The organism is Sphingomonas sp. (assembly GCF_039594485.1).
Classification (GTDB): Bacteria; Pseudomonadota; Alphaproteobacteria; order Sphingomonadales; family Sphingomonadaceae; genus Sphingomonas.
In genome coordinates, this window is the sequence record NZ_JBCNNI010000009.1 from 1 (window position 1) to 25,338 (window position 25,338).

Annotated in this window: 22 protein-coding genes, 1 tRNA gene and 1 pseudogene; 16 read left to right on the forward strand and 8 right to left on the reverse strand. The window is 66.8% G+C overall.

Annotated elements, in window-relative coordinates; translation table 11 throughout:
- Positions 1-75: pseudogene (rpsL, locus tag ABDV78_RS05735) on the reverse strand (30S ribosomal protein S12); the annotation flags it as partial.
- A gap of 340 nt (positions 76-415) precedes the next feature.
- Between rpsL and ABDV78_RS05740 the strand changes: the two are divergent.
- Positions 416-491: transfer RNA gene (locus tag ABDV78_RS05740), tRNA-Trp, on the forward strand.
- Positions 492-580: 89 nt separating this feature from the next.
- On the opposite strand, the gene ABDV78_RS05745 is transcribed toward ABDV78_RS05740, so the two are convergent.
- The 4 genes from ABDV78_RS05745 to ABDV78_RS05760 form a co-directional block, all read right to left on the reverse strand.
- Positions 581-919, reverse strand: coding sequence for a hypothetical protein (locus tag ABDV78_RS05745; protein ID WP_343526333.1), 339 nt, complete (start codon positions 917-919; stop codon positions 581-583).
- Positions 920-1,034: 115 nt separating this feature from the next.
- Positions 1,035-1,712: a DUF1013 domain-containing protein gene (locus ABDV78_RS05750; RefSeq protein WP_343526335.1), complete on the reverse strand. Its 678-nt coding sequence runs from the start codon at positions 1,710-1,712 to the stop codon at positions 1,035-1,037.
- A gap of 166 nt (positions 1,713-1,878) precedes the next feature.
- Complete coding sequence (locus ABDV78_RS05755) at positions 1,879-2,595, reverse strand: hypothetical protein (protein ID WP_343526336.1); 717 nt, start codon at positions 2,593-2,595, stop codon at positions 1,879-1,881.
- A gap of 127 nt (positions 2,596-2,722) precedes the next feature.
- Entirely contained in the window at positions 2,723-3,706 is a 984-nt protein-coding gene (locus ABDV78_RS05760; RefSeq protein WP_343526476.1) for an NAD(P)H-quinone oxidoreductase, read from the reverse strand.
- 130 nt (positions 3,707-3,836) lie between these two features.
- Between ABDV78_RS05760 and ABDV78_RS05765 the strand changes: the two genes are divergently transcribed.
- From ABDV78_RS05765 to ABDV78_RS05825, 13 genes are all read left to right on the forward strand, one after another.
- On the forward strand, positions 3,837-4,031 hold the full coding sequence (locus tag ABDV78_RS05765) for a DUF1192 domain-containing protein (protein WP_343526338.1): 195 nt from the start codon (positions 3,837-3,839) through the stop codon (positions 4,029-4,031).
- Positions 4,032-4,210: 179 nt separating this feature from the next.
- On the forward strand, positions 4,211-6,529 hold the full coding sequence (gene clpA, locus ABDV78_RS05770; protein WP_343526341.1) for an ATP-dependent Clp protease ATP-binding subunit ClpA: 2,319 nt from the start codon (positions 4,211-4,213) through the stop codon (positions 6,527-6,529).
- A gap of 209 nt (positions 6,530-6,738) precedes the next feature.
- Positions 6,739-8,556: a diguanylate cyclase gene (locus ABDV78_RS05775; RefSeq protein ID WP_343526478.1), complete on the forward strand. Its 1,818-nt coding sequence runs from the start codon at positions 6,739-6,741 to the stop codon at positions 8,554-8,556.
- Positions 8,557-8,719: 163 nt separating this feature from the next.
- Positions 8,720-8,959 (forward strand): exodeoxyribonuclease VII small subunit, encoded by a 240-nt coding sequence (locus ABDV78_RS05780; protein ID WP_343526344.1) that lies wholly within the window; start codon positions 8,720-8,722, stop codon positions 8,957-8,959.
- A gap of 3 nt (positions 8,960-8,962) precedes the next feature.
- Positions 8,963-9,862: a polyprenyl synthetase family protein gene (locus ABDV78_RS05785; protein WP_343526345.1), complete on the forward strand. Its 900-nt coding sequence runs from the start codon at positions 8,963-8,965 to the stop codon at positions 9,860-9,862.
- Positions 9,859-10,362 (forward strand): pantetheine-phosphate adenylyltransferase, encoded by a 504-nt coding sequence (coaD, locus tag ABDV78_RS05790; RefSeq protein WP_343526346.1) that lies wholly within the window; start codon positions 9,859-9,861, stop codon positions 10,360-10,362. Before ABDV78_RS05785 ends, coaD begins: the two co-directional genes overlap by 4 nt.
- 139 nt (positions 10,363-10,501) lie before the next feature.
- Positions 10,502-11,254 (forward strand): peptidylprolyl isomerase, encoded by a 753-nt coding sequence (locus ABDV78_RS05795; protein ID WP_343526480.1) that lies wholly within the window; start codon positions 10,502-10,504, stop codon positions 11,252-11,254.
- A complete protein-coding gene (queA, locus tag ABDV78_RS05800) occupies positions 11,251-12,288 on the forward strand; it encodes a tRNA preQ1(34) S-adenosylmethionine ribosyltransferase-isomerase QueA (protein WP_343526348.1) in 1,038 nt (345 codons plus the stop codon). The genes ABDV78_RS05795 and queA overlap by 4 nt, the downstream gene beginning before the upstream one ends.
- Positions 12,285-12,797, forward strand: coding sequence for an EF-hand domain-containing protein (locus ABDV78_RS05805; RefSeq protein WP_343526350.1), 513 nt, complete (start codon positions 12,285-12,287; stop codon positions 12,795-12,797). Before queA ends, ABDV78_RS05805 begins: the two co-directional genes overlap by 4 nt.
- Complete coding sequence (gene tgt, locus ABDV78_RS05810) at positions 12,794-13,924, forward strand: tRNA guanosine(34) transglycosylase Tgt (RefSeq protein WP_343526352.1); 1,131 nt, start codon at positions 12,794-12,796, stop codon at positions 13,922-13,924. Before ABDV78_RS05805 ends, tgt begins: the two co-directional genes overlap by 4 nt.
- Before the next feature lie 22 nt (positions 13,925-13,946).
- Positions 13,947-14,159 (forward strand): hypothetical protein, encoded by a 213-nt coding sequence (locus tag ABDV78_RS05815; RefSeq protein ID WP_343526354.1) that lies wholly within the window; start codon positions 13,947-13,949, stop codon positions 14,157-14,159.
- A gap of 25 nt (positions 14,160-14,184) precedes the next feature.
- Positions 14,185-17,037 carry a pitrilysin family protein gene (locus tag ABDV78_RS05820; RefSeq protein ID WP_343526355.1) on the forward strand — a complete coding sequence of 951 codons (2,853 nt, stop codon included), beginning with the start codon at positions 14,185-14,187 and terminating at the stop codon, positions 17,035-17,037.
- Positions 17,038-17,176: 139 nt separating this feature from the next.
- Complete coding sequence (locus ABDV78_RS05825; RefSeq protein WP_343526357.1) at positions 17,177-18,193, forward strand: cell wall hydrolase; 1,017 nt, start codon at positions 17,177-17,179, stop codon at positions 18,191-18,193.
- Between the two features lie 35 nt (positions 18,194-18,228).
- On the opposite strand, the gene ABDV78_RS05830 is transcribed toward ABDV78_RS05825, so the two are convergent.
- The 3 genes from ABDV78_RS05830 to uvrA all read right to left on the reverse strand — a co-directional run bounded on the left by ABDV78_RS05830 (position 18,229) and on the right by uvrA (position 22,346).
- Entirely contained in the window at positions 18,229-18,552 is a 324-nt protein-coding gene (locus tag ABDV78_RS05830; protein WP_343526359.1) for a hypothetical protein, read from the reverse strand.
- Positions 18,553-18,787: 235 nt separating this feature from the next.
- Complete coding sequence (locus ABDV78_RS05835) at positions 18,788-19,189, reverse strand: glycine zipper 2TM domain-containing protein (RefSeq protein WP_343526360.1); 402 nt, start codon at positions 19,187-19,189, stop codon at positions 18,788-18,790.
- Positions 19,190-19,445: 256 nt separating this feature from the next.
- Entirely contained in the window at positions 19,446-22,346 is a 2,901-nt protein-coding gene (uvrA, locus tag ABDV78_RS05840; protein WP_343526361.1) for an excinuclease ABC subunit UvrA, read from the reverse strand.
- A 203-nt stretch (positions 22,347-22,549) separates the two neighbouring features.
- On the opposite strand from uvrA, the gene ABDV78_RS05845 reads away from it, so the two are divergent.
- Both ABDV78_RS05845 and ABDV78_RS05850 read left to right on the forward strand, forming a co-directional pair.
- Positions 22,550-24,061: a peptidase S10 gene (locus ABDV78_RS05845; RefSeq protein ID WP_343526364.1), complete on the forward strand. Its 1,512-nt coding sequence runs from the start codon at positions 22,550-22,552 to the stop codon at positions 24,059-24,061.
- Between the two features lie 74 nt (positions 24,062-24,135).
- Positions 24,136-25,338: a Xaa-Pro peptidase family protein gene (locus ABDV78_RS05850; RefSeq protein WP_343526366.1), complete on the forward strand. Its 1,203-nt coding sequence runs from the start codon at positions 24,136-24,138 to the stop codon at positions 25,336-25,338.

The following is a 25,338-nucleotide window of genomic DNA, read 5'->3' on the forward strand; positions in this document are numbered from 1 at the left end:
CTCCATTGCAGGGACCTTGGACTTGGCCTTCTGCAGTTCGCGGCCCTTGCGGACCAGCTGGTTGATCGTCGGCATTGAAGCCTTCACCTTTCCATGAGGTTACTTTGCTGGAGCCATCACAGCACTTAGGAATACAAAAAGGGGCCATCGCAGCTTTCGCCCGGCCCATATTCGCATCCAGCAATGTTCAAGCTTGCCCGACGGACATGTCCCGATTCCCGAGAAATCCCCTTCGTGCAGCGGCGGCCTATACGCGCGAAGGCAGGTCGGGTCAATGTCAGGCTAAAACTGGGGTCGGGCGGAAACTGGGGGCGGGCGGGAAGCAGGAAAATGGCCGTCGCCGAGAAACTTTGCGATTTTCGCAAATCAGACGCTTGCCCTGCCCGATCAGCCGGGCTAATGGCGGCCGCCTCGCAGGAGTGTAGCTCAGTTGGTAGAGCATCGGTCTCCAAAACCGAGGGCCCACGGTTCGAGTCCGTGCACTCCTGCCACTTTTCTCGACATCGCCGGAACGGCCACACCGCCTCTGCGGGGAACGCGCTCCTGTGCTGTCCTCCCCTGAAGGGGAAGGGATTCGGGGTCAGTTGACCGGACGTCTGCCCACACCCGGCGGCGTTGCGGGATCCACCTCATCGATCTCGTCTCCCCGATGACCGCCACCGGCCCCTGCCCCGCTGCCATGGACTTCGCCCGTCTTCGGATCGATCGACGCGCGACGGCCATTGTCGTCGGGCAACGCCGTTCCGGCATTCCCTTCGCGCTGTGATGGTGCGGCGGTGGTCACCCGACCGGACGGCTCGGCCCGACCGGACGGCTCAGCCCGGCCGAGCGCATGCTCGTCGTCGCGATGATAGTCCTGGCCCGAATAACCGCTGTCGCGATCGAAGGGCTGGGGCGGACGCTTGTCGTCGTCAGGCATGGATGATCTCCTGCCCCATTCAACGGGATAGGATCGCCGCCGTTCCCCATCACGAAAAAGGGCGCCCGCCTTGCCGGCGGACGCCCTTTGGTATCTGCAGACCGAAATCCCGCGATCAGCTGCGGAACAGCGAGTGCGGATCGATGATGTCGTCGCCATGCCCGATCGAGTCGATATCGCGGCTCTGCTGCTCGCGCTCGGCCCGAAGCGAGGCGAGCAGGGCTTCACGGTCGCCCTCCAGACGGGTGTCGGTCGGCTGCGCCTCGGCATTGCCGCCGGTCGCCTTGGCCGCCTTGGCCACCGCCGAGTCCAGCTCGCGCTGGGTGGTCAGGCCCAGCGTCACCGGGTCCTTCGGCGTGATATTGGCGATGTTCCAGTGACTGCGGTCGCGGATCGCCGCGATGGTCGTGCGGGTGGTGCCGATCAGGTTGGAGATCGCGCCGTCCGAGATTTCGGGGTGGTTGCGGATGATCCAGGCGATGCCGTCCGGCTTGTCCTGCCGCTTGCTGACCGGCGTGTAGCGCGGCCCCTTGGTGCGGCGGACCTGCTCCGGCCCCTTGATCATCTTCATGCGATAATCGGGATCGGCCTGCGCCTTCTCGATCTCGGTCTGCGCCAGTTCATGCGCGCGGACGGGATCGCGGCCGGTCAGCTTGGTCGCCGCCGTGTCGTCGGCGATCGCCTGGACTTCGAGGATATGAAGGCCGCAGAAATCCGCGATCTGCTCGAACGAGAGCGACGTATTGTCGACCAGCCAGGAAGCGGTCGCATGGGGCATGAGCGGCTGGGCCACGGGGATCACTCCAGTCGGAAAATAAAAGGGCCGCCCCTCATCGGAGCGGCCGTAGCAGCGGCAAATCTAATGCGAGCCGTCCCCAAGAGCAAGGTGCGGCGATACAGACTGGCCTGACCCCTGCCCCATAGAGCGCCGGGGCCGGATCGTCCAGCGCCGAGTCGAATCACGTCTCGCCGTCGAATCGCCCGAACGGCAACAGTTGCGAGGCGAGCTTGCGCGTGCCCGTCGCATCGCCCGCGCGCACCGGCGTCAGCACCGCCGCCGCGGCCCGCTGGATGATCCGGTCGAGCGGGGTCGCCGCCCCGCCGCGCACCGCCGCCTCCGCCAATGCCCGCCCACGGGGATCGCGCGGGTCCAGTTCCAGCCGCAGCAGCGCCGCCAGTCCCGGAAACAACGCGCGGTCGCCGCCGATCGCGATCGCCCGGTCGAGCGCGGCCAGCCCGAGGCCACGCTGCGCCCCCAGCGCCGCCCGCGCGACGATCGAGCCCAGCTTCTTGACCGCGCCGATATGCCAGGCCCCCAGCGCCAGCTGCGCCTCGGCATCGTGCGGGTTCTGGGCGATCAGCGCCTCGAACTGACGCCGCGCTGCCATCGCATCGCCGCGATTGCCGGTCAGCTTGGCACGGTAGCCGAGCGCGGTGGCGCGCATCAGCAACGCCTCATGATCGTCGGGCGCCTGCCTCAAGCTATTGCCCGCCACCGCATAGGCCGCCGACACCCGGCGCAACGCGGTGGCTTCGTCACTGTCGCTGAACGACGCCTGGGTCAGGATGTCGCGCGCGGATTGCGCCTGTACCGGCACCCCCGCGACGGCGCCGACCGCCAGCGCCAGGACCAGAGCCCCGCATTTCGGCCATGGTCGGCCACTCTGCTGCACCATCAACGCTCCCCGCCCATCCTCGCCCGGAAAACGGCCGATCCGGGCATTTGCTCCGTCGCAGCCTTGGGACCGCGGATCAAGCCCCCCAAGCGCTTACAGATGCCCCGATGCTACGCGCGCTCGTCCCTTATTCGTCGATGGTCAGCACGATCTTGCCGACATGGCCGCCCTCTTCCATCCGGCGATGCGCCTCGGCGGCCTGGGATAGCGGGAAGCTGCGATCGATGACGGGACGAAGACGCCCCTCCTCGATATGCGGCCAGACGATCCGGGCCAGTTCATCCGCGACCATCGCCTTGAACTCCCGATCACGACCCCGCAGGGTCGATCCGGTCAGGACCAGGCGGCGACGCATCACCTCCCATAGCGGGATCTCGGCCTTGGCGCCGCGCTGGACCGCGATCGAGACATGGCGCCCTTCCTCGGCCAGGCATTTCAGGTTGCGCGGGACATAATCGCCGCCCACCATGTCGAGCACGATGTCGACGCCCCTGCCCTGGGTGAAGTCCCGAACCGCCTCGACGAAATCGGTCGAACGATAGTTGATCGCCCTGGCCGCGCCGAGCGTTTCGGCGGCCGCGCATTTCTCGTCCGAACCGGCGGTGACGATCACGGTCAGCCCGAACAGCTTGCCCAGGCCGATCGCCATGGTGCCGATGCCGCTGGTCCCGCCATGGACCAGCAGCGTCTCGCCATCACGGGCATAGGCGCGCTCGAACACATTGGTCCACACGGTGAACAGCGTTTCGGGGATCGCCGCCGCCTGGACCATCGACAGGCCGATGGGAACGGGCAGGCAATGTTCGGCGACCGCAACCGCATATTCGGCATAGCCGCCGCCCGCGATCAGCGCGCAGACCGGCTGACCCGCCATTTCCGGCCCCACGCCCGGACCGATCGCGACGATCTCTCCCGCAATCTCCAGTCCCGGAATGGAGGGCGCGCCGGGCGGCGGGGGGTAAAGGCCCTGGCGCTGCATCACGTCCGGCCGGTTCACGCCGGCGGCCGCGACACGGATCAGGACCTCGCCCTCGCCGGGATGCGGCGTGGGCCGCCGGGTCGGGACCAGGATCTCGGGACCGCCTGCATCCTCGGGGTCGATCGCGGTCATCATTTCGGGAAGATCGGCGATCCCCGTCCCATCACTCTGCGCGTGCACCGACTTGCCGCTCCCCCATCCGCTGGCTCTCTCCATACCGTTATTGACATCGGCGGCCACCGGGTCAACGCTGCATCCCGATATGGAACAGGACGATTCTCCGATCCGCATCCCCGACAGCCTAGCCATGCTGGTCCAGGCCGATCTCGACCCGCTCTCGCTGGCCGAGCTGGAGACGCGGATCGCGGTGCTGGAGCAGGAGATTGCCCGGACCCGCCGCCATATGGAGCGCGCCTCGCTCGACCGGGCCAGCGCCGACGCGCTGTTCAAGCGGTGAACGCCTGCGGATCGGCCGGGCGGGACCGCGCCTCTTGCCTGTCCTTCCGGGCGTCATCATCCGCCCGATACGCTTTGTTCAGTAGCCGTGCGTTACACCGGCTTGATGCCGGGCCCCACCGTCCCGACATTGGTCGAAACGAGGTGCGCGTCCCATGCGCCTCGGAAGGAGTATCGTAGATGCCATCTTTCGCCCCCGCGCTCGAGACCACGCTTCACAAGGCGCTGGAAGCCGCGACCGTGCGGCGCCACGAATATGCCACGCTGGAGCACCTCCTGCTCGCGCTGATCGACGACGAACATGCCTCCAAGGTCATGGAGGCATGCCATGTCGACCTGGGCGAACTGAAGGCCACGGTCGCCCAGTATCTCGACGCCGAACTCGACGCCTTGAAGGTCGAGGCCGCGACCGACCCCTCCCCCACCAGCGGGTTCCAGCGCGTCGTCCAGCGCGCGATCTTGCACGTCCAGTCGTCGGGCCGCGACGAAGTGACCGGCGCGAACGTGCTGGTCGCGCTGTTCTCCGAACGCGAATCCTATGCCGTCTATTTCCTGCAGCAGCAGGATATGAGCCGCCTGGACGCAGTCAGCTTCATCAGCCACGGCGTCGGCAAGGGCGGCGCGACCAGCGAATCCACCCCGCCCAAGGGCGCCGAGGAGGAAAAGCCCTCCAAGCCCGCCGAAAAGGGCAAGGGCGAGAGCGCGCTCAAGCAGTTCACGGTCGACCTCAACGAAAAGGCCAAGGCGGGCAAGGTCGATCCGCTGATCGGGCGCGGGCCCGAGGTGGACCGTACCGTCCAGATCCTCTGTCGCCGGTCGAAGAACAATCCGCTCTATGTCGGCGATCCCGGCGTCGGCAAGACCGCGATCGCGGAAGGCCTGGCCCGCAAGATCGTCGAGGGCGACGTCCCCGAAGTCCTGCTAAACGCCGTGATCTACTCGCTCGACATGGGCGCGCTGCTGGCGGGCACCCGTTACCGCGGTGATTTCGAGGAACGGCTGAAGGCCGTCGTCAACGAGCTGGAGAAGCTGCCCCACGCGGTGCTGTTCATCGACGAGATCCACACCGTCATCGGCGCTGGTGCGACCAGCGGCGGGGCGATGGATGCGTCGAACCTGCTCAAGCCCGCTTTGTCGGGCGGCACGATCCGCTGCATCGGCTCGACGACGTACAAGGAGTTCCGCAACCACTTCGAGAAGGACCGCGCCCTGCTGCGCCGGTTCCAGAAGATCGACGTGAACGAGCCGACCATCGAGGACACGATCAAGATCCTGGCGGGTCTGCGCTCGGCATTCGAGGACCATCACCAGGTCAAATACACGCCCGACGCGATCAAGTCGGCGGTGGAGCTGTCGGCACGCTACATCAACGACCGCAAGCTGCCCGACAAAGCGATCGACGTGATCGACGAGGTCGGCGCGATGCAGATGCTGGTGCCGGTCAGCAAGCGCAAGAAGACGATCACGCCCAAGGAGATCGAGGCGGTGATCGCCACCATGGCGCGCATCCCGCCGAAGAGCGTGTCGACCAACGATCGCCAGCAGCTCGAAACGCTGGAGACCGATCTCAAGCGCGTCGTGTTCGGGCAGAATGCCGCGATCGAGAACCTGTCCTCCGCGATCAAGCTGAGCCGGGCGGGGCTGCGCGATCCCGACAAGCCGATCGGCAACTATCTGTTCACCGGGCCCACCGGCGTCGGCAAGACCGAGGTCGCGCGGCAGTTGGCGACGATCCTGGGCATTCCGCTCCAGCGGTTCGACATGTCCGAATATATGGAGCGTCATTCGGTCAGCCGCCTGATCGGTGCCCCTCCGGGCTATGTCGGCTATGATCAGGGCGGCCTGCTGACCGATGCGGTCGACCAGAACCCGCATTCGGTGCTGTTGCTCGACGAGATCGAGAAGGCGCATCCCGATCTGTTCAACATCCTGTTGCAGGTGATGGACAATGGGAAGCTGACCGATCACCACGGCAAGACGGTCGATTTCCGCAACACGATCATCATCATGACGACCAATGCGGGCGCCGCCGACATGGCGCGCGAGACGGTCGGGTTCGGCAACCTCACCCGCGAGGGCGAGGATGAGCAGGCCGTGCAGAAGATGTTCACGCCGGAATTCCGCAACCGCCTGGATGCGATCGTGCCCTTCGGCTATCTGCCGCCGGAAGTCGTGGCGCGGGTGGTGGACAAGTTCATCCTCCAGCTCGAACTCCAGCTCGCCGACCGTAACGTCCATATCAGCCTGGACGAGGCGGCGAAGAGCTGGCTCACCGAAAAGGGCTATGACCGCCTGTACGGCGCGCGTCCGATGGGCCGCCTGATCCAGGAGAAAATCAAGCAGCCGCTGGCCGAGGAACTGCTGTTCGGCAAGCTGGTCCATGGCGGCGAGGTGACGGTGAAGATGAAGGATGGGGCGCTGTCCTTCGCGATCGAACCGGCCGCTCCCAAGAAGCCGCGCAAGAAGGGCGGCAAGCCTGCGGCGGTCGACGCCAACTGATCGCAGCGGTCCTGACCATTGCCCAAGGGGGCCGGGTGGCGACACCCGGCCCTTTTTCCTTGTTGCCAAAGCCCGCGCGGCGGCATGTCGAGGCTCTTGTGTTGCAAAGCCGATTGCAGATGCCGCGCATTCGGTTAAGCTTAACCGTTTTTTCGGCCTTTTGCAGACACATGAACTTCATGGGTGGGGTGGGTCCGATCAGATTGCTTGTGCTGCTCCTCGCGGTCTGGACGGCCTCATGGCCGTTCACCCCGGCACGCGCGCAGGTGGGCGAGCCAGTGCAGACCTGCATTCTGCCGATGCGGGCGGGCCAGACCGCCGATGCCCTTCTGGCGTCGCCCGGCCAATTCGACTGTGCGGACGATCAGTCCCGATACGGCAGCGGTGACTTCTGGGTGATCTCACGGGATTTGCCGCGGGTGGCGGGCGATCCGCAGGATCCGTTGAGCGTCAGCTTCGCCAGCACGTGGCAGGACGCGACGACGCTCCATATCCTCTATGGCGATGGCCGTGTGCGGCGCGTCGCCTTTACCAGTGCGACCACCTCTCCCTATCTTCTGCTCGGTGCGATGATCACGGTGCCGCTGCCACGCGAGGACGCCCGGCCGGTCCGCATCCTGTGGGAGGCGCATGGCGCGGCCAATATGCGGGGCGTCGTGCGCGGTGCGCGGATCGAGCGTTATGCCGAAGCGCTGATGCTCGAATCCTCGCTGAGCCTGATCTACGGCATCATCATGGGTATGGTGGTGGCACTGGGCATCTACAATCTCGCGCTCTGGCCCGCGCTGCGCCAGCCCTTGCAGCCGGTCTATTGCCTGCTGCTCTTCTTCATCACCGGCTATGCGCTGTGTTCCTCGGGGCTGATCGGGCAATGGCTGCCCTGGCTCGACAACAATGAACGGCATCGCTGGAACGCGATCATGCTGGCCGGTGTCGCGCTGACCATCGTGGTGTTCGCCCGCTATTTCTTCGAACGCGCGGTGTTTCGCGGATGGCTCGACCGGCTGGCATTGATCGTCTTTGCCCTGATCGCCATTCCCAACCTCGCCTTCGCGCTGCTCGCGCCCTTGTGGATCCGAACGCTCGACGCGATCGTGGTCGCGGGCTTTGCCGTGCTGCTGGTGTTCCTCGTCGTCGTGCTCGTCCGCGCGTGGCGGATGCGCAGCAATTTCCTCTGGGCCTTCGCGATCGCCTGGGGCACGCCGATCGCGCTCGCCATGCTGCGCGTGCTGAACGCCGCGCATCTGATCGCCTGGCGGCCCTGGATCGACCAGTCGACCGTCCTGTCGATGGGGGCCGAAGCGCTGATCGCCAGCCTGGGCGTGGCCTATCGCATCTATCTGCTCAGCCGGGAGCGCGATCTGGCACGCGCCGATGAGCGAGTCGCGCGGCGACTGGCCGATACCGATCCGCTGACCGGGCTCTACAATCGACGGGCCTTTCTGGACCAGGCGGTCGGGCGCAGCGGGCTGCAGACCCTGATCCTGGCCGATATCGATCATTTCAAGCGGATCAACGACACGCTGGGCCACGACGTCGGCGACGAGGTGCTGCGCCTATTCGCCATCGCCCTGACCGACACGCTCGGCCCCGACATGCTGATCGCGCGCATCGGCGGCGAGGAATTCGCGCTGCTCTCCGATGCCGCCCGCGCGCCCGATGCCGAACAGCTTCTCGCCCGCCTGCGCGAGGGGGCCTATCCGTCCGGGTGGCGGGTGACCGCCAGCCTGGGCCTGTGCACCGGGCCGGTCCGGGACGAGGCGGATTGGAGCAACCTGTACCGCGAAGCGGACCAGGCGCTTTTCGCCGCCAAGAATGCCGGGCGGGACCGCGCCTGCTGGGGTGTCGCGCTGCCCGCCGTGCCCGCCACCGCCGCCCTCTTGCCGACACCCTCGCCCCGCCGTAGATATGGCGCGGGGAGACAGGCGCTTGCGCGAACGGCGGATCATGATGGCACTGGGGATGCTGGCGCTGATGGCGCTGGCCTGTCGCCATCCGACCGCGGATATTCGCCTGATCACCCATGACATGGCGGACCGTTCGCCGCGGCGCTTGCAGGCGGCGGTCGACCTGGGCCTGTTCGGTGTCTCGTTCCTGTACACCTGGACCGTCGAGCGGCTTCGCTGAAGCGCGCCAAAGGATTGTGCGGGGCCGCTTGCGCCTATGCGGCATGTGCCGCATAGCGGCGACATGGATACGCCCATCGAAGAACTGACGTTCGAGGACGCCCTCAAGGAACTGGAGAGGATCGTCGGCCGACTGGAAAGCGGCGAGGCGACACTCGACGAATCGATTCGCCTGTACGAACGCGGCGACCGTCTGCGTCAGCGCTGCGCGGAGCGGCTCGACGCGGCGCAGGCCCGGATCGAGGCGATCCGTCTGGATGCCGAGGGCAAGGCCGTCGGCACGCGCCCCTTCCAGGCGGGCTGAGGCGTGACGCTGACCGCCGTTCCGCTGTCCGACGCGCTGACCGAAGTCGCCGAGGACATCGACCGCCGCTTTGCCCAGGTGCTCGCCGATCCACGCGATCCGCGCGACTCGCTCTATGCCGCGATGCGCCATGCCGCGATCGGCGGCGGCAAGCGGCTGCGCCCGCTTCTGGTCTTCGCCACGGCGCATCTGTTCCAGGTTGATCGCGACTGTGCGGGCTGGGTCGCGACCGCGTTGGAGGCGATCCATGTCTATTCGCTGATCCATGACGATCTGCCCGCGATGGACGATGACGACATGCGGCGCGGCAAGCCGACCGTCCACAAGGCCTTTGACGAGGCGACCGCGATCCTGGCGGGCGACTGCCTCCATGCGCTGGCCTTCGAGATCCTGGCCGATCCGGCGACCCATGCCGATCCCTTCGTCCGCTCCGAACTGATCCTCGACCTCGCCCGCGCATCGGGGCCGAGCGGCATGGCGGGCGGCCAGATGATGGACCTGGAGGCCGAACGCCAGAGCTTCGACCTCGCCACCGTCACCCGGCTTCAGCAGATGAAGACCGGCGCGCTGATCTGCGCCGCCGTGGAAGCGGGTGCGATCCTGGGCCGCGTGCCGCCCGAGGGTCGTACCCATCTGCGCGGCTATGCCCATGATCTGGGCCTGGCCTTCCAGATCGCCGACGACCTGCTCGATGCCGAGGGGGACGAGGCCGTGGCGGGCAAGAAGCTGCGCAAGGACGAGGATGCGGGCAAGGCGACCTTCCTCAGCCTGCTCGGCGTCGATCGCGCGCGCGCGCAATGCCGGATGCTGGTCGATCAGGCGGTCGAACATCTGCGCGATTATGGGCCCGAGGCCGATCTGCTGCGCGCCATCGCCGCCTATGTCGTGGAGCGCGACCGATGACCCGGATCGGCGTCTATCCCGGCACGTTCGATCCCGTGACGCTGGGCCATATGGATATCATCCGGCGCGGCGCGAAGCTGGTCGACCGGCTGGTCATCGGGGTGACGACCAACCCGTCCAAATCGCCCATGTTCACACTGGACGAGCGGATGGAGATGGTCCGCCGCGAGGTCGCCGATGTGGCGGGCGAGATTCATGTCGTCGCCTTCGATTCGCTGTTGATGGACTTTGCCGAACGCGAGGGGGCGAAGGTGATCGTCCGGGGCCTGCGCGCCGTCGCCGACTTCGAATATGAATATCAGATGGCGGGGATGAACCAGCAGATCAATCCGCGCGTCGAAACCGTCTTCCTGATGGCCGATGTCGCGCTGCAACCCATCGCCAGCCGCCTGGTCAAGGAAATCGCCATCTATGGCGGCAACATCAGCAAGTTCGTGACCCCGGCCGTCTGCGCCGATGTGGTCCGGCGGGTCGAGGCGACCGGGCGCAAGGGGTCGTAACGTCGCCCCTTGTTCCAAGGGAGAGGATTGGCGGGCCGTTACAGGTTCAGATTGGCGCAAGGGGCGATTTGCTCTACAGCCCCTCCATTCCTTTCCTTGTCGTAGAGATGTGATGCGCGTTTTCGCCGCTCTTGCCATGATGATGGCCAGCCTGGTCGCCGTTCCGGCACAGGCGAATCCCCAGTCCAAGATCCAGTCGCCCGCCAAGGTCGCCCAGGTGCTGGAGGATAACGTCACCGGCCGCCCGACGCCGCCGCCGATCACCGACAAGGAGAATCTGTGGCTGCTCGACCTGTCGACCGGCGGGCGCGTGACCATCTGGCTGCGTCCCGATGTGTCGCCCAAGATGGTCGAGCGCATCAAGACGCTGACCCGCCGCCATTTCTATGACGGGCTGACCTTCCACCGGGTGATCGACGGCTTCATGGCGCAGGGCGGCGATCCCAAGGGCGACGGCACGGGCGGTTCCGACCTGCCCAACGTGCCCTCCGAGTTCAACTATCTGCCGCATGTGCGCGGATCGGTAGCGGCGGCGCGGGCGGAAGATCCCAACAGCGCCAACAGCCAGTTCTATATCGTCTTCCAGCCGCGCTTCGCGCTCGACAAGAAATATACCGTGTTCGGCCGGGTGATCGACGGGATGCAGTGGGTCGACCGGATCGAGCGAGGCGAGCCGCCGCAGAATCCCAGCAAGATCGTCCACGCCTATATCGCCGCCGACAATCCCCCGGCCTATGTGCCCCCCGCGCCCGTCGCGGCGCCCGATCTGGGCGCGCCGGTGACCCTGCCGGGTGCGGCCCCGACCAGGCCCGCCGCGGCGAAGGCCGCTCCGGCGCGACGCCCCGCCCCCAAGGCGGCCCCGACCAAGAAGGCGGCAACGGCCACCAAGTGAACGTCGATCTCTTTGATTTCGCGCTGCCGCCCGAGCGGATCGCGCTCTATCCCGCCGTTCCGCGTGATTCGGCGCGGATGCTGGTCCTCGATGGTGACGCCACCCGCGACGAGCGGGTGAGCGACCTGCCCGCCGCGTTGCGGGCCGGTGACCTGCTGGTCTTCAACGACACCCGCGTCATCCCCGCCCAGTTGCAGGGGATGCGGGGCGAGGCGAAGATCGGCGCGACGCTGCACAAGCGCGAGGGGACCCGCCGCTGGCGCGCCTTCATCCGCAACGCCAAGCGCCTGCACGAGGGCGATGCGATCGACTTCGGCGCGGGCGTCACCGCGACCGCGCGCGATCGCGCGGAGGATGGCAGCTTCGCGCTGGACTTTGATGGCGACGAGCCGGTCGAACTGCTGCTGGAGCGGGCGGGCACCATGCCCCTGCCCCCCTATATCGCGCAGAAGCGCGGCGTGACCGAACAGGACGCCGAAGACTATCAGACGATGTTCGCCAACGAACCCGGCGCGGTCGCCGCGCCCACGGCGGCGCTGCACTTCACGCCCGGCCTGCTGAAGGCGCTGGCGGCGGCGGGGATCGAACATGCCACGCTGACGCTGCATGTCGGCGCGGGCACCTTCCTGCCGGTCAAGGCGGAGGATACGGTCGATCACAAGATGCACGCCGAATGGGGTCGAATCGACACCGCCACCGCCGACCGGCTGAACGCGGTCAAGGCACGCGGCGGCCGGGTGATCGCGGTCGGCACCACCTCGCTGCGCCTGATCGAGAGCGCGGCGGGCGAGGATGGCGTGATCCGGCCGTTTGAGGGCGATACGGCGATCTTCATCACACCGGGCTATCGCTTTCGCGGCATCGACGGGCTGATGACCAACTTCCACCTGCCGCGCTCCACCCTGTTCATGCTGGTGTCGGCGCTGATGGGGCTGGACCGGATGCAGGCGGGCTATGCCCATGCGATCGCGCAGGGCTATCGCTTCTACAGCTATGGCGACGCCTCGCTGCTGCTGCCGGGGCCGCGCGCATGATCCTGTTGGCGCTGCTGTCGATGATGCAGGCGGCGGCGACGCCCGCCGATCAGGGCGCCGACAATACGGTCGTCGTCACCGCCCGGCCAAAGCCCTTCGCACAGACGCCCGCAACCATGGTGGTCGAACCCGTCGCGATGATGATCGCGACGCTCGACAGCGATGGCGACGGCAAGACGACCCGCGCCGAAATGGAAGCGGGCGTGAAGCGCTCCTATGACGCGATCGACATCACGCATCAGGGGTCGATCGGCTATCTCCAGTTCGCCGACTGGGCCGAGCGCTGGCTGGGCGACCGCAATGCGCTGCCCAGCCCGTTCGACGTGGACAGGGACAGCGACAACCGCATCACCCTGGCCGAGCTTCAGGCGCATTTCTCGCGCCTCTTCTCGCGCTTCGACCGCGACCATGACGGCGCGATCAGCCGCGCCGAGGCGCTGACCATCCGCACCATTCCCGCCGACGCCAATGGCCCGACCGGCCCGCTCGCGCCCCGAGACAGAAAATGACCGCCCGCTTCGATTTCGCCATCCACGCCACCGACGGCCGCGCCCGCAACGGCACCATCACCATGAAGCGGGGGGAAATCCGCACCCCCGCCTTCATGCCCGTCGGCACCGCCGCCACCGTCAAGGCGATGAAGCCCGGGGATGTGCGCGCGAGCGGCGCGGACATCATCCTGGGCAATACCTATCACCTGATGCTGCGCCCCGGCGCGGAGCGGGTCGACCGGCTGGGTGGCCTGCACGGCTTCATGGGCTGGGACCGGCCGATCCTGACCGACTCGGGCGGCTATCAGGTGATGAGCCTGGCGGAACTGACCAAGCGTTCCGAGGACGGGGTGGCGTTCAAGAGCCATCTCGACGGCACCCGCCATCTGCTCAGCCCCGAACGCTCGATCGAAATCCAGCGGCTGCTCGGCTCCAACATCGTCATGGCGTTCGACGAACTGGTCCCGACCACCTCGACCCGCGAGGTGCAGGCCGCCGCGATGGAACGTTCGATGCGCTGGGCCAAGCGCAGCCGCGACGCGTTCGACGCCGGGGGGCAACATGCCGAGGACAATGCGATCTTCGGCATCCAGCAGGGCGCGCTGGACGAAGGATTCCGCAAGAGCTCGGCCGATGCGCTGATCGACATCGGCTTTGACGGCTATGCGATCGGCGGCCTCGCGGTCGGCGAGGGGCAGGAGGCGATGTTCGGCTGCCTCGACTTCGCGCCGGGTCAGCTTCCTGCCAGCAAGCCACGCTATCTGATGGGCGTGGGCAAGCCGACCGACATCGTGGGTGCCGTGGAGCGCGGGGTCGACATGTTCGACTGCGTACTGCCGACGCGTTCGGGACGGACGGGGCAGGCCTTCACCCGCTCCGGCCCGATCAACATCCGCAATGCGCGCTTCGCCGAGGATCAGGGGCCGCTCGATCCCGCCTGTGGCTGTCCGGTGTGTTCGACCTGGAGCCGCGCCTATCTCCACCATCTCGTCCGCGCGGGCGAGATCCTGGGCGCGATGCTGATGACCGAGCATAATATCTGGTTCTACCAGCAGATGATGGCCGATCTGCGTGCGGCGATCGCAGAGGGACGCCTGACGGCCTTTGCGGACGACTTCCGGGCGCGCTACGCTGCCGGGGCCTAATCTGGTCGAGTAGGAGAGTAACATGACCGATCATATCGAAGACGCCCCCAACGAGATCCTCGCCGCCGCCAAGGAGGCCAAGGACCATGCCGTCGCCGCCGCCGAAGCCACCGCGGCCTCGGTGAAGGACAGGACGCGCAACTGGCCGCTGGGCAGGATCGGTCTGGGCGTCGGCATCGGCTCGGCCGCGATCGCGGCGGCGGTGCTCTACGGCACGCGTAACAAGTCCAAATAATCCGTTTCCAGCAAAGAGGGTTTTCATGCGCCTTTTCCGTGCCGCGCTTCTGCTCGGCGTTGCCGCCCTCCCTACGCTGGCCGGGGCACAGGGCTCGCCGCCCCCCGCTCCGGGCGCGCGCACGGAAAGCGTGAAGCCGATCGATTTCACGACGCGCACCTTGCCCAACGGCCTGCGCGTCTATGCCATTCGCGACACGACGACGCCCAATGTCTCGGTCCAGGTCTGGTATGATGTCGGGTCGAAGGACGATCCCAAGGGCCGCTCGGGCTTTGCGCACATGTTCGAGCATCTGATGTTCAAGGCGACGCGCAACCTCGTTCCCGAACAGATGGATCGCCTGACCGAGGATGTCGGCGGCTATAACAACGCCTCCACCGCCGACGACTATACCAATTATTTCGAGGTGGTGCCCGCCAACCATCTGCAACGCCTGCTCTTCGCCGAGGCGGACCGGATGGCCTCGCTGGTGGTCGAGCCCAAGAGCTTCGCCAGCGAACGCGACGTGGTGAAGGAGGAACTGCGCCAGCGCACCCTTGCCCAGCCCTATGGCAAGCTGTTCTCCATCTATTACCCCAAGCTGGCCTATACCACGCACCCCTATGCGCGGCCGGGCATCGGCAGCCTGGAGGAACTGGAGTCGGCAGGCATCGACGATGTCCGTGCCTTCCACGCCACCTATTACCGGCCCGACAATGCGGTGCTGGTGGTCTCCGGCAATTTCGACCCGGCGCAGCTCGATCGCTGGGTCGACCAGTATTTCGCCGGGATCAGGCGGCCGACTATCCCGATACCGCGCGTCACCGTCGTCGAGCCGCCGCGCACCCAGGCGGTGTCACGCACCGTCTATGAACCCAACACGCCGCTTCCGGCCGTCCTGATCAGCTATCACATCCCGCCCGAGCGCAGCGCCGACATGCCCGCGCTGACGGTGCTCAACGCCATCCTGTCCTCGGGCGAAAGCTCGCGCCTCTATGAGGATCTGGTCTATCGCGACCAGTTGGCGCAGTCCGCCGGGACGATGCTCGACACCAAGCAATCGACCGGCAATCTCGTCGCCTATGCGATGATGGCCAGCGGCAGGCCGGCGGCCGAAGGCGAATCCGCGCTCAAGAAGGAAATCGCCCGCCTGCGCGATGCGCCGGTCAGCGCCGCCGAACTGGCCGAGGCGAAGAACGAACTGCTGACCTCCGCGCTCAAGCAGCGCGAAACCGCCGAGGGCAAGGCGAGCATCATCGCCAACAGCGTCATCGTCGATGGCGATCCCACCGCGGCCGACCGCCAGGTCGCCGCGATCCAGGGCGTGACCGCCGCCGATATCCAGCGCGTCGCGCGCGCCTATCTGAACGACCGGCAGAGCGCGACCATCCGCTATCTGCCGGTCGAGGATCGGCCTGCGGGCGCGGCCGACAGCCCGATCACGCTCGCGCCGACCGTCCGTATGTCGGCGCTCACCCCGCCGGCCGACATCGCGGTCGCGACACCCGCGCCGGAGGGACAGCGCGTGCTGCCCCCGGCCCCCGGCACGCCGATCGCCCCGACTTTGCCGCAGCCGGTGGTCGCCACGCTCCCCAACGGCCTGCGCGTGGTGACGGTGGAGCGGCACGACCTGCCGCTGGTCACCGCCTCGCTGGTCGCACTCGGCGGTTCGGCGACCGATCCGGTGGGCAAGGCGGGCGCGAGCAGCCTGTCGGCCGATCTGATGACCAAGGGCACCCAGACCCGCTCCGCGACCGAAATCGCGCGCGCGGTCGAAAGCCTGGGCGGCTCCATCTCCAGCAGCGCGGGCGATGACGGCGCCAGCGTCGACCTGACGGTGCCGTCGGCACAGGCCGATACCGCGATGACGATCCTGGCCGATGTCGCCACCCACCCCGCCTTCGCCCAGGCGGAAATCGATCGCGCCCGCGCCCAGACGATCGACGGCCTGAACGTTGCGATGAAGAACCCGGCGCAATTGTCGGGCATGGTCGCCGACCGCGTGGTCTATGGTGACCGGGCCTATGGCCAGCCCGCATCGGGCACGGTCCGCTCGCTCAAGTCACTGACCCGTGCCGACCTGACCGCCGCCTATGCGCGGAGCTGGAAGCCCGGCCAGGCGACCTTGCTTCTCGTCGGCGACGTCACCCCGGCCCAGGCCAGAATGCTGGCGGAGCGTCATCTGGGCGGCTGGCGCGTGACCGGAACCGGGGCGGAGGCGACGCCGCGATCCCCCGAGCCCCCCTTCCCCGCGCCCCGAGTCATCGTGGTCGACATGCCCGATGCCGGTCAGGCGGGCGTCGTCGTCGCGCGCTCCGGCATCCGCCGTGCCGATGATCGCTTTTATCCGCTGGCAGTCGCCAACACGATCCTGGGCGGCGGCTTCTCGTCGCGGCTGAACCAAGAGATTCGCATCAAGCGGGGCCTGGCCTATGGCGCGGCCAGTTCGGTCCTCACCGGACGCGATATCGGCCTGATCTCCGCGCGCACCCAGACCAAAAATTCGACGGCCGCCGAAGTCGTCGGGTTGATCGAGGACGAGATGCGCAAGCTCGGCGCCGCCCCCGTGCCGCCCGAGGAACTGGCGACGCGGCAGGCGGTGCTGATCGGCGGCTTCGGCCGGACGATCGAGACGACCGACGGCATCGCGGATATCCTGGCGAACTATACGCTCAACGGCGTGCCGCTGGACGAGTTGACCCGCTATATCCCGCGTGTCCAGGCGGTCGATCCGGCGGCGGTGCAGTCCGCGTCCGCCGCGCTGCTCGATCCCGGCGCGGCGAGCATCATCGTGGTCGGCGATGCCAGGCAATTCCTGCCCGCGCTGCGGCAGGCGCATCCTAATGTCGAGGTGATCCCCGCCGCCTCGGTCGATCTGGATTCGGTCAGGCTGCGCTGAACCATATGGTGCGCACGCCACCCGCCCCCCTGATGGGTGCGCGAATTCCTTAACCCCGCCGACGGTAAAAGGCGGAGGAACAAGGAATAAGGCAAGGAGCGATCGCGCGTTGCGGGTGGCCAGGCGGACAGTAAGGCGGATGGTGCAGGGCTGGCTGGCGATGCTGGGCCTGATGCTCGCCTGCGGCCTGGTACTGGCCGCGCGGGCCGAATGGCGGCGGGGCGGACCGATCGCACCGATCTCACCCGCCCCGGCCAGGAAGGTCGCGCCCGTGGCCGTCCCCTCCCCCGGAATCATGGCCGCCGGGGATGGCAGCACCGGCACGGTGGATTTGCCCGCGCTGCCCATTCCGCCGGGCGCGGTCATCACCGACAGCGGGGTCGTGCCCGCCCGCCCATTCCGCTGGGGCCCCGCCACGGCGATCGACCGCGCGCGCGCCATGCAGTGCCTGACCGCCGCCATCTATTATGAGGCGAACGGCGAAGGCATCGACGGCGAGCGCGCGGTCGCGCAGGTGGTGCTGAACCGCGCCCGTCACCCCGCCTTTCCGGCCAGTGTCTGCGGCGTCGTCTATCAGGGCGTCGAGCGGGCACGCTGCCAGTTCAGCTTCGTCTGTGACGGCGCGCTGTCGCGACCGCCCTCCATCGCGGGCTGGACCCGGGCCGCGCGGATCGCGGCGGCTGCCCTGTCGGGGGGCGTCTATGCGCCTGTCGGCCTTGCGACCCATTATCACACATTCGCGGTCACCCCGGCCTGGAACCGGGCGATGGTGATGACCGATATGGTGGGCGCACACCTCTTCCATCGCTGGAAGGGCTATTGGGGCAGCGCCGCGGCAATGAACCGGGCCTATGCGGGTGGCGAAATCCTGCCCATCCTGCCACCTGCGCCATCGGCATCCTCCCGCGCTGTCGAAACCGGGGCGCTTCCGCCGATGCCGCCAGCGCTGGCCGTGCCGCCGCTCCCGACAGGGCAGGTCGTGGCCCCGCCCGTCGCGCCGGTGGCGGTCACCAGCGCATCACCGATCGGCGGGACTGCTTCCCTTCCCAAGGCTGTCGAAGCCGATGACACGATCATCAACGACCGATGGAAGCACTCGGGCGAGATACTCGACAAGTGGAAGGACAGTGGCCGCCCCATCCGGCGACCCGACTGACCGCGCCCGGCAGGACCGGGCGCGGCGTCATGCGGTCAGCGCCGATGGTTGCGATCGTGCTTCTCGAAGCGGACCTGGCGGCTCAGCACCGCGTAGCGCTGGTCGAGGTCGCGGCGTTCGGACAGGCTCAGCCCGCCGCCGGAACGGCGATAGCGATCCTCCAGCCGGTCGAGCTGGCGCAACTGTCCGCGCAGCCGATCCGCCTCGCGCCGGTTGAGCGCGCCCGAACGGATGCCCTGGTCGATCCGGGCATTCAACTGTCCCTGGCGCTGGGCGATCGGGGTCCAGCGCTGCGCATCGGCGACCGTGGGAACGGCGATGGTGGCGAACCCCAGGGTCGCGAGGATCATGGCCTTCATGATTGTTACTCCCATAACAAGGCGGGCAAATACTGGCCCGATGGGGAATATGGGTGGCGACCATCGCAGAGCCATCGCAGGGATAGGGCTAAACTGTCGCCAAGTGTCGCAAGTTCAATGACCTCGTTCATCTTCGAAGAACGGGGCGATGCAAGGAAAAGGCCGGTCGATCATCCCCCGCAGCGGGAATGATCGACCGGCCTTCCATCACGCTTGAACGATCAGGTCGCCCGCCTCAACGGCAGCGGACATTGTCCCGTTCGATCGCACGGCCTGCCAGCGCGCCACCAGCCGCGCCGAGCAGCGTGCCCAGCGTCTGCGACCCGCCCGACGTGATCGCCGCGCCCAGCGCACCGCCCGCGATGCCGCCGACGATCAGGCCGGTGGTGCCGTCGTTGCGACGGCAATAGTAACGACCGTCCTGGCCGACATAGACGCGATCGTTGCTGCCCAGGCGGCGTTCGCGATAGCGGCGGTTATCGACATAATAACGGTCGGCATAATAGCCGCCATAAGCCGGATCGGGCCGATTATAGTCATAGGCATAGCGGGGGCCGCCGAACCCGCCATTGTCGTAAGTCGAGCAACCGGAAACCAGCGTCGCGGCGGTAATCAGGCCAAGTGTCAGTACGCGCATCGCATCCTCCCTTCATGGGTCATGCGGGCTCAATCGCTTCGCAACGCCAAAGGTTGCGATATGTTAATCGAGTTTATGCTGGCGCAACGACATGGATCGGGCGACGGGATATCGGCTGAACAGGCCGCACGCCAAGAGTGGCGAAAAACCCCTGGGATTCCAGGACCATCCCCGGCGACAAGGCAAACCCTGCCCGCCGGGAGCCCCTTCGTCAGACCTGCGGGCGATCAACGCCCCTCACGGGGAATGATCCCCCCTATTCCGCCGCCTGCGCCTGCCGCTTGTCGAGCAGCGGCTTCAGATACTTGCCCGTAAAGCTGCGCGGTTCGGCCGCGACCACTTCGGGGGTACCGACCGCGACGATCTCACCGCCCTTGACGCCGCCCTCGGGACCGAGATCGACGATCCAGTCGGCGGTCTTGATGACGTCGAGATTATGCTCGATCACCACCACCGTATTGCCCTGCTCGACCAGCGCGTGGAGCACTTCGAGCAGCTTGCGGACGTCCTCGAAATGCAGGCCCGTGGTCGGCTCGTCGAGAATGTAGAGCGTGTTGCCCGTCGCCCGGCGCGACAGCTCCTTGGCCAGCTTCACCCGCTGCGCCTCGCCGCCCGACAATGTGGTCGCCTGCTGCCCGACCTTGACGTAGCCGAGCCCCACCTCGACCAGCATCGCCATCTTGTCGCGGATCGGCGGCACCGCCTGGAAGAATTCCGCCGCGTCCTCGACCGTCATGTCGAGCACATCGGCGATCGAATGACCCTTGAACTTCACCTCCAGCGTCTCGCGATTGTAGCGCGCGCCGTGGCAGACGTCGCAGGTGACATAGACGTCGGGCAGGAAGTGCATCTCGATCTTGAGCACCCCGTCGCCCTGGCACGCCTCGCATCGACCGCCCTTGACGTTGAACGAGAAACGTCCGGGCTTGTAGCCGCGCGCCTGCGCCTCGGGGAGCCCGGCGAACCAGTCGCGAATCTGCGTGAACGCGCCGGTATAGGTCGCCGGGTTCGATCGCGGGGTGCGACCGATCGGCGACTGGTCGATATCGATGACCTTGTCGAGATGTTCGAGCCCGGTGATCTTCTCATGCTTGCCCGCCAGGATGCGCGCGCCGTTCAGCGTGCGCGCCGCGGCGGCATAGAGCGTGTCGATGGTGAAGCTCGACTTGCCCGATCCCGATACGCCGGTGATGCAGGTGAAGGTGCCCAGCGGAATGCTCGCGGTCACGCCCTGAAGATTGTTGGCGGTCGCCTTGTGCACGGTCAGCTTCTTGCCCGATCCCTTGCGGCGCTTGGCCGGGACCGCGATCTCGCGCGTGCCGTTCAGATAATCTGCGGTGAGGCTGGTCTTGGACTTGAGCAACTGCTTGAGCGTGCCATGCGCGACGATCTGGCCGCCATGCACGCCCGCGCCCGGCCCCATGTCGATGACATAATCGGCGGTGCGGATCGCATCCTCGTCATGCTCTACGACCAACACCGTATTGCCCAGGTCGCGCAACCGCCGCAGCGTCGCGAGCAACATGTCATTGTCGCGCTGGTGAAGCCCGATCGACGGTTCATCGAGCACATAGAGCACGCCCGACAGCCCCGACCCGATCTGCGACGCCAGCCGGATCCGCTGGCTCTCGCCACCCGATAGCGTGCCGCTGGTCCGGTCGAGATTGAGGTAATCGAGCCCGACATTGTTCAGGAAGCCCAGCCGCTCGACAATCTCCTTCAGGATCGGTCCGGCGATCGCCCGCTGCTGGTCGGTCAGATGCTCGGGAAGCCCGGTGAAGAAGGCCAGCGCATCGACCACCGACAGGCGCGTCGCATAGGAGATGTCCCGCATCGCGATCTTGACCGCCAGCGCCTCGGGCTTCAACCGCGCGCCGTGACAGACTTCGCAGGGCTGCGACGACTGATAGTTGGCCAGTTCCTCGCGCATCCAGGCGCTCTCGGTCTGGAGCATCCGGCGGTTGAGATTGCCGATCACGCCCTCGAACGGCTTCTTGACGTCATAGGACTTCTTGCCGTCGACGAAGGTCAGCGTCACCGCCTTGCCCTTGGTCCCGTAGAGGATCACGTCGCGGACCTTCTCGTCCAGATCCTTCCACGGCGTCTCCAGCGAGAAACCGAACTCACGCGCCAGACTCCCCAGCACCTGCATATAATAGGGGCTGGGCGGGTTGGACTTGGCCCAGGGCACGACCGCGCCCTTCTTGATCGACAGGTCGTGATTGGGGACGACCAGATCCTCGTCGAAGATCAGCTTCTCGCCCAGGCCGTCACAGGCCGGGCAGGCCCCCTGCGGCGCGTTGAACGAGAAGAGGCGCGGCTCGATCTCCGAAATGGTGAAGCCGGAAATCGGACAGGCGAATTTCTCGGAGAACACGATCCGGCCATCGGGCGCATTGTCACCCAACACCGCCGACTTGGGCGTGTGCGGCTCGACCGGATCGGCGGGATCGACATAGGCGAGGCCGTCCGCCAGCTTCAGCGCGGTCTCGAAACTGTCGGCCAGACGCGTCGCGATATCCTCGCGCACGACCAGGCGGTCGACCACCACCTCGATGTCATGCTTGAACTTCTTGTCGAGCGCGGGCGCCTCGTCGATCTCGTAAAGCTGGCCGTCGATGCGGACGCGGGTGAAGCCCGCCTTCTGCCACTCGGCCATTTCCTTGCGGTATTCGCCCTTGCGACCACGCACGACGGGCGCGAGCAGATAGAGGCGCGTGCCTTCGGGCAGCGTCATCACCCGGTCGACCATCTGGCTGACCGTCTGCGCGGCGATCGGCTCGCCGGTGGCGGGGCTATAGGGAATACCGACCCGCGCCCAGAGCAGGCGCATATAGTCGTAGATCTCGGTGACGGTCGCGACGGTCGAGCGCGGATTGCGGCTGGTCGTCTTCTGCTCGATCGAGATGGCGGGCGATAACCCCTCGATATGGTCGACGTCCGGCTTCTGCATCATCTCCAGGAACTGGCGTGCATAGGCCGACAGCGACTCGACATAGCGGCGCTGCCCCTCGGCATAGATGGTGTCGAACGCCAGCGAAGACTTGCCCGAGCCGGACAGGCCGGTGATCACCGTCAGCGTGTCACGGGGAATGTCGATATCGACATCCTTGAGGTTATGCTCGCGCGCGCCGCGGACGGAAATCTTGGTCAGCATAGAGCGGGTTCTACTTCTGTTCCGGGAGAAATGCCAGAGGCGAGATAGGAAGCGGGGCGGCCGGTTTCGAGGGGCGGCGTTGGGAGCCGGGCTTGCGGTAACGTACGACAATCGCCCATGATCCCGGCCGGAGCGCGGGGATTGCACATCTCGAACGCTCCATGTGATACAGTATCACATTCTACGCCTGGAGACGTTCCACCTTGTCGAAGACCCTGCACCTGTCCGCCCTGTTGCTGCTCGCCGCCGGTACGACCCCGGCCCTCGCGCAAAAGGCGGAGAAGACCGAAACCAAGACGACCGCCACCGAGAAGAAGGATGACGAGGCCAAGCGCCCGCCCTTGCCCGACGACAAGACGATCAATCAGACCGCACGGATCGGCGGCAAGCTCATCAGCTACAAGGCGACGATCGGCAAGATTCCGGTCCGCGACGACAAGGGCAAGGAGATCGGGCAGGTCGTCTATACCGCCTATACCGTGCCTGGCGGCGATGTGCGGCGCCCCGTGACCTTCGCGTTCAACGGCGGGCCGGGCGCGTCCTCGGTCTATCTCAACATGGGTGCGGTGGGGCCCAAGCGGGTGCCGTTCGGTGCGCAGGGCGATGTGCCCTCCGACGCGCCGATCGCGACCGACAATCCCAATAGCTGGCTGGACTTCACCGATCTGGTCTTCATCGATCCGATCGGCACCGGCTTCAGCCGCAGCCTGGTCGACGAGGCGGAGACGAAGAAGGCCTTCTACGCCAACGACCCCGACATCAAATATCTGTCCAAGGTCGTCTATGACTGGCTGGTCAAGGAAGGCCGGTTGCGCTCACCCAAATATGTGATGGGCGAAAGCTATGGCGGCTACCGCGCGCCGCGCATCGCCTATGAACTCCAGTCGCAGATCGGCGTCGGGGTGAACGGACTGGTCATGGTGTCGCCCTATCTCGACCCGGCTTCGGGCGACGATGCGACGGCGCTGTCGCCGCTGCCGTGGATGATCGACCTGCCCTCGATGGCGGCGGCGCAACTGGAGCGGCAGGGCAGGCTGAACGCCGAAGCCATGGCCGGCGTCGAGGCCTATGCGCGCGGCGATTACCTGCGCGATCTGATGCGCGGGCGGTCGGACACCCAGGCGGTCGACCGGCTGGTGACGCGCGTGTCGGAACTGACCGGGCTCGACCCCGCGCTGGTCCGCAAGCTGGGCGGGCGGGTCGATACCCGCACCTATCTGCGCGAAATCCACCGCAACGATGCGACGATCGGCAGCATCTACGATTCGAACGTCACCGCCTTCGACCCCTTCCCCTGGTCGTCGCAGCAGCGGTCCAACGACCCGCTGCTCGACTCGCTGATCGCGCCGACGACCAGCGCGATGGTCGACTTCGTCACCCGCGAGGTGGGTTGGAAGACCGACGCCCGCTATCACGCACTGTCCTATGAGGTGAACGCCGCCTGGGATCGCGGCAAGCCCGACGACACCCCCGTCACCGACCTGCGCAAGGCGATCGCCAACGACCCGAAGATGAAGGTGATGATCGTCCATGGCTGGGACGACCTGTCCTGCCCCTATTTCGCATCGCGGCTGATCGTCGACCAGATGCCGAGCTACGGTGTGGCGCAACGGGTCCATCTGAACGTCTATCCGGGCGGTCACATGTTCTACAGCCGCACGGACAGCGGCGCGTCCTTCCGGCGCGATGCGATGGCGATGTACGGCGGGTCGTAAGCCACGGCCCCAGGCTGGCGCCGCGCGACAAGCCACGCTACACGCAAAACCGTATACGAAACGGAGCGAATAGCATGGCAGGAATGATCGGCGGATCGACGGCGGAACGCGAGTTGGCGAGCCTGTCGCCCTGGGCGAACCCCGCCCCCGTCATCACGTCGGAGGAACGCGCGCGGCGGCTGACCCGCGCGCGCGAACTCATGGCGCAGATGGGGGCGGACGCGCTGCTGATCGGCGCGGGCGCGTCGCTCCGCTATTTCACCGGCGTCGCCTGGGGCGCGACCGAGCGGCTGGTGGGGATGCTTCTGCCGATCGCGGGCGATCCGATCTTCATCTGCCCCGGCTTTGAACTGGGCTCGTTCGAGGCGAGCCTGTCCATTCCCGCCACCGACATCCGGCTGTGGGAAGAGGATGAAAGCCCCTCCGCGCTGGTCGCCGACGCCCTCAAGGCGTCGGGCGCACGCACGCTGGCGATCGATCCCGCGATGGCGTTCCTGTTCGTCGAGCGTATCCGCGCCGCCGCGCCGGGCGTCGCGCTGGTCGATGCCGGGCCGGTCGTCGATGGCTGCCGCATGATCAAGTCGCCCGCCGAAATCGCCCTGATGAAACAGGCGATGGAGATGACGCTGGAGGTGCATCGCCGCGCCGCGCGCATCCTGCATGAGGGCATCCGCGCCTCGGAGGTCATCCGCTTCATCGACGCCGCGCACCGTGCGCTGGGCGCCTCGACCGGCAATTATTTCTGCGCGGTTCAGTTCGGCCGCTCCACTGCCTTCCCGCACGGATTGCCGCAGGACGACGTGCTTCGGGAGGGGGATGTGGTGCTGGTCGATACCGGGACGCTGATCGACGGCTATCACAGCGACATCACCCGCACCTATGCGTTCGGCGATGTCGGCGACGAAGTCCGCCGCATCTGGGATATCGAGAAGGAAGCCCAGGCCGCCGCCTTCGCCGCCGTCCGGCCGGGCGAGCCGTGCGAGGCGGTCGATTACGCCGCGCGCGCCGTGCTGGAGCGGGCGGGGCTGGGCCCGGACTACCGCCTGCCCGGCCTGCCGCACCGCACCGGCCATGGCATCGGCCTGTCGATCCACGAGCCCGCCTATCTGGTACGCGGCGACAAGACGCCGCTGACGCCGGGCATGTGCTTTTCCAACGAACCGATGATCGTGGTGCCCGATCGCTTCGGCGTCCGCCTGGAGGATCATTTCCACGTCACCGAGACGGGCGCGGCCTGGTTCACCGAGCCACAGCCCGCGATCGACGATCTGGGCTGA

Coding starts and splice junctions, on each gene's coding strand:
- ABDV78_RS05805 (WP_343526350.1), top strand. CDS start 12,285: ATGATCCTGTTGGCGCTGCTGTCGATGATGCAGGCGGCGGCGACGCCC.
- ABDV78_RS05780 (WP_343526344.1), top strand. CDS start 8,720: ATGGATACGCCCATCGAAGAACTGACGTTCGAGGACGCCCTCAAGGAA.
- ABDV78_RS05820 (WP_343526355.1), top strand. CDS start 14,185: ATGCGCCTTTTCCGTGCCGCGCTTCTGCTCGGCGTTGCCGCCCTCCCT.
- ABDV78_RS05745 (WP_343526333.1), bottom strand. CDS start 919: ATGCCTGACGACGACAAGCGTCCGCCCCAGCCCTTCGATCGCGACAGC.
- ABDV78_RS05825 (WP_343526357.1), top strand. CDS start 17,177: ATGGTGCAGGGCTGGCTGGCGATGCTGGGCCTGATGCTCGCCTGCGGC.
- ABDV78_RS05815 (WP_343526354.1), top strand. CDS start 13,947: ATGACCGATCATATCGAAGACGCCCCCAACGAGATCCTCGCCGCCGCC.
- coaD (WP_343526346.1), top strand. CDS start 9,859: ATGACCCGGATCGGCGTCTATCCCGGCACGTTCGATCCCGTGACGCTG.
- ABDV78_RS05795 (WP_343526480.1), top strand. CDS start 10,502: ATGATGGCCAGCCTGGTCGCCGTTCCGGCACAGGCGAATCCCCAGTCC.
- ABDV78_RS05755 (WP_343526336.1), bottom strand. CDS start 2,595: ATGGTGCAGCAGAGTGGCCGACCATGGCCGAAATGCGGGGCTCTGGTC.
- ABDV78_RS05850 (WP_343526366.1), top strand. CDS start 24,136: ATGGCAGGAATGATCGGCGGATCGACGGCGGAACGCGAGTTGGCGAGC.
- ABDV78_RS05830 (WP_343526359.1), bottom strand. CDS start 18,552: ATGAAGGCCATGATCCTCGCGACCCTGGGGTTCGCCACCATCGCCGTT.
- ABDV78_RS05835 (WP_343526360.1), bottom strand. CDS start 19,189: ATGCGCGTACTGACACTTGGCCTGATTACCGCCGCGACGCTGGTTTCC.
- uvrA (WP_343526361.1), bottom strand. CDS start 22,346: ATGCTGACCAAGATTTCCGTCCGCGGCGCGCGCGAGCATAACCTCAAG.
- tgt (WP_343526352.1), top strand. CDS start 12,794: ATGACCGCCCGCTTCGATTTCGCCATCCACGCCACCGACGGCCGCGCC.
- ABDV78_RS05765 (WP_343526338.1), top strand. CDS start 3,837: ATGGAACAGGACGATTCTCCGATCCGCATCCCCGACAGCCTAGCCATG.
- clpA (WP_343526341.1), top strand. CDS start 4,211: ATGCCATCTTTCGCCCCCGCGCTCGAGACCACGCTTCACAAGGCGCTG.
- ABDV78_RS05760 (WP_343526476.1), bottom strand. CDS start 3,706: ATGACCGCGATCGACCCCGAGGATGCAGGCGGTCCCGAGATCCTGGTC.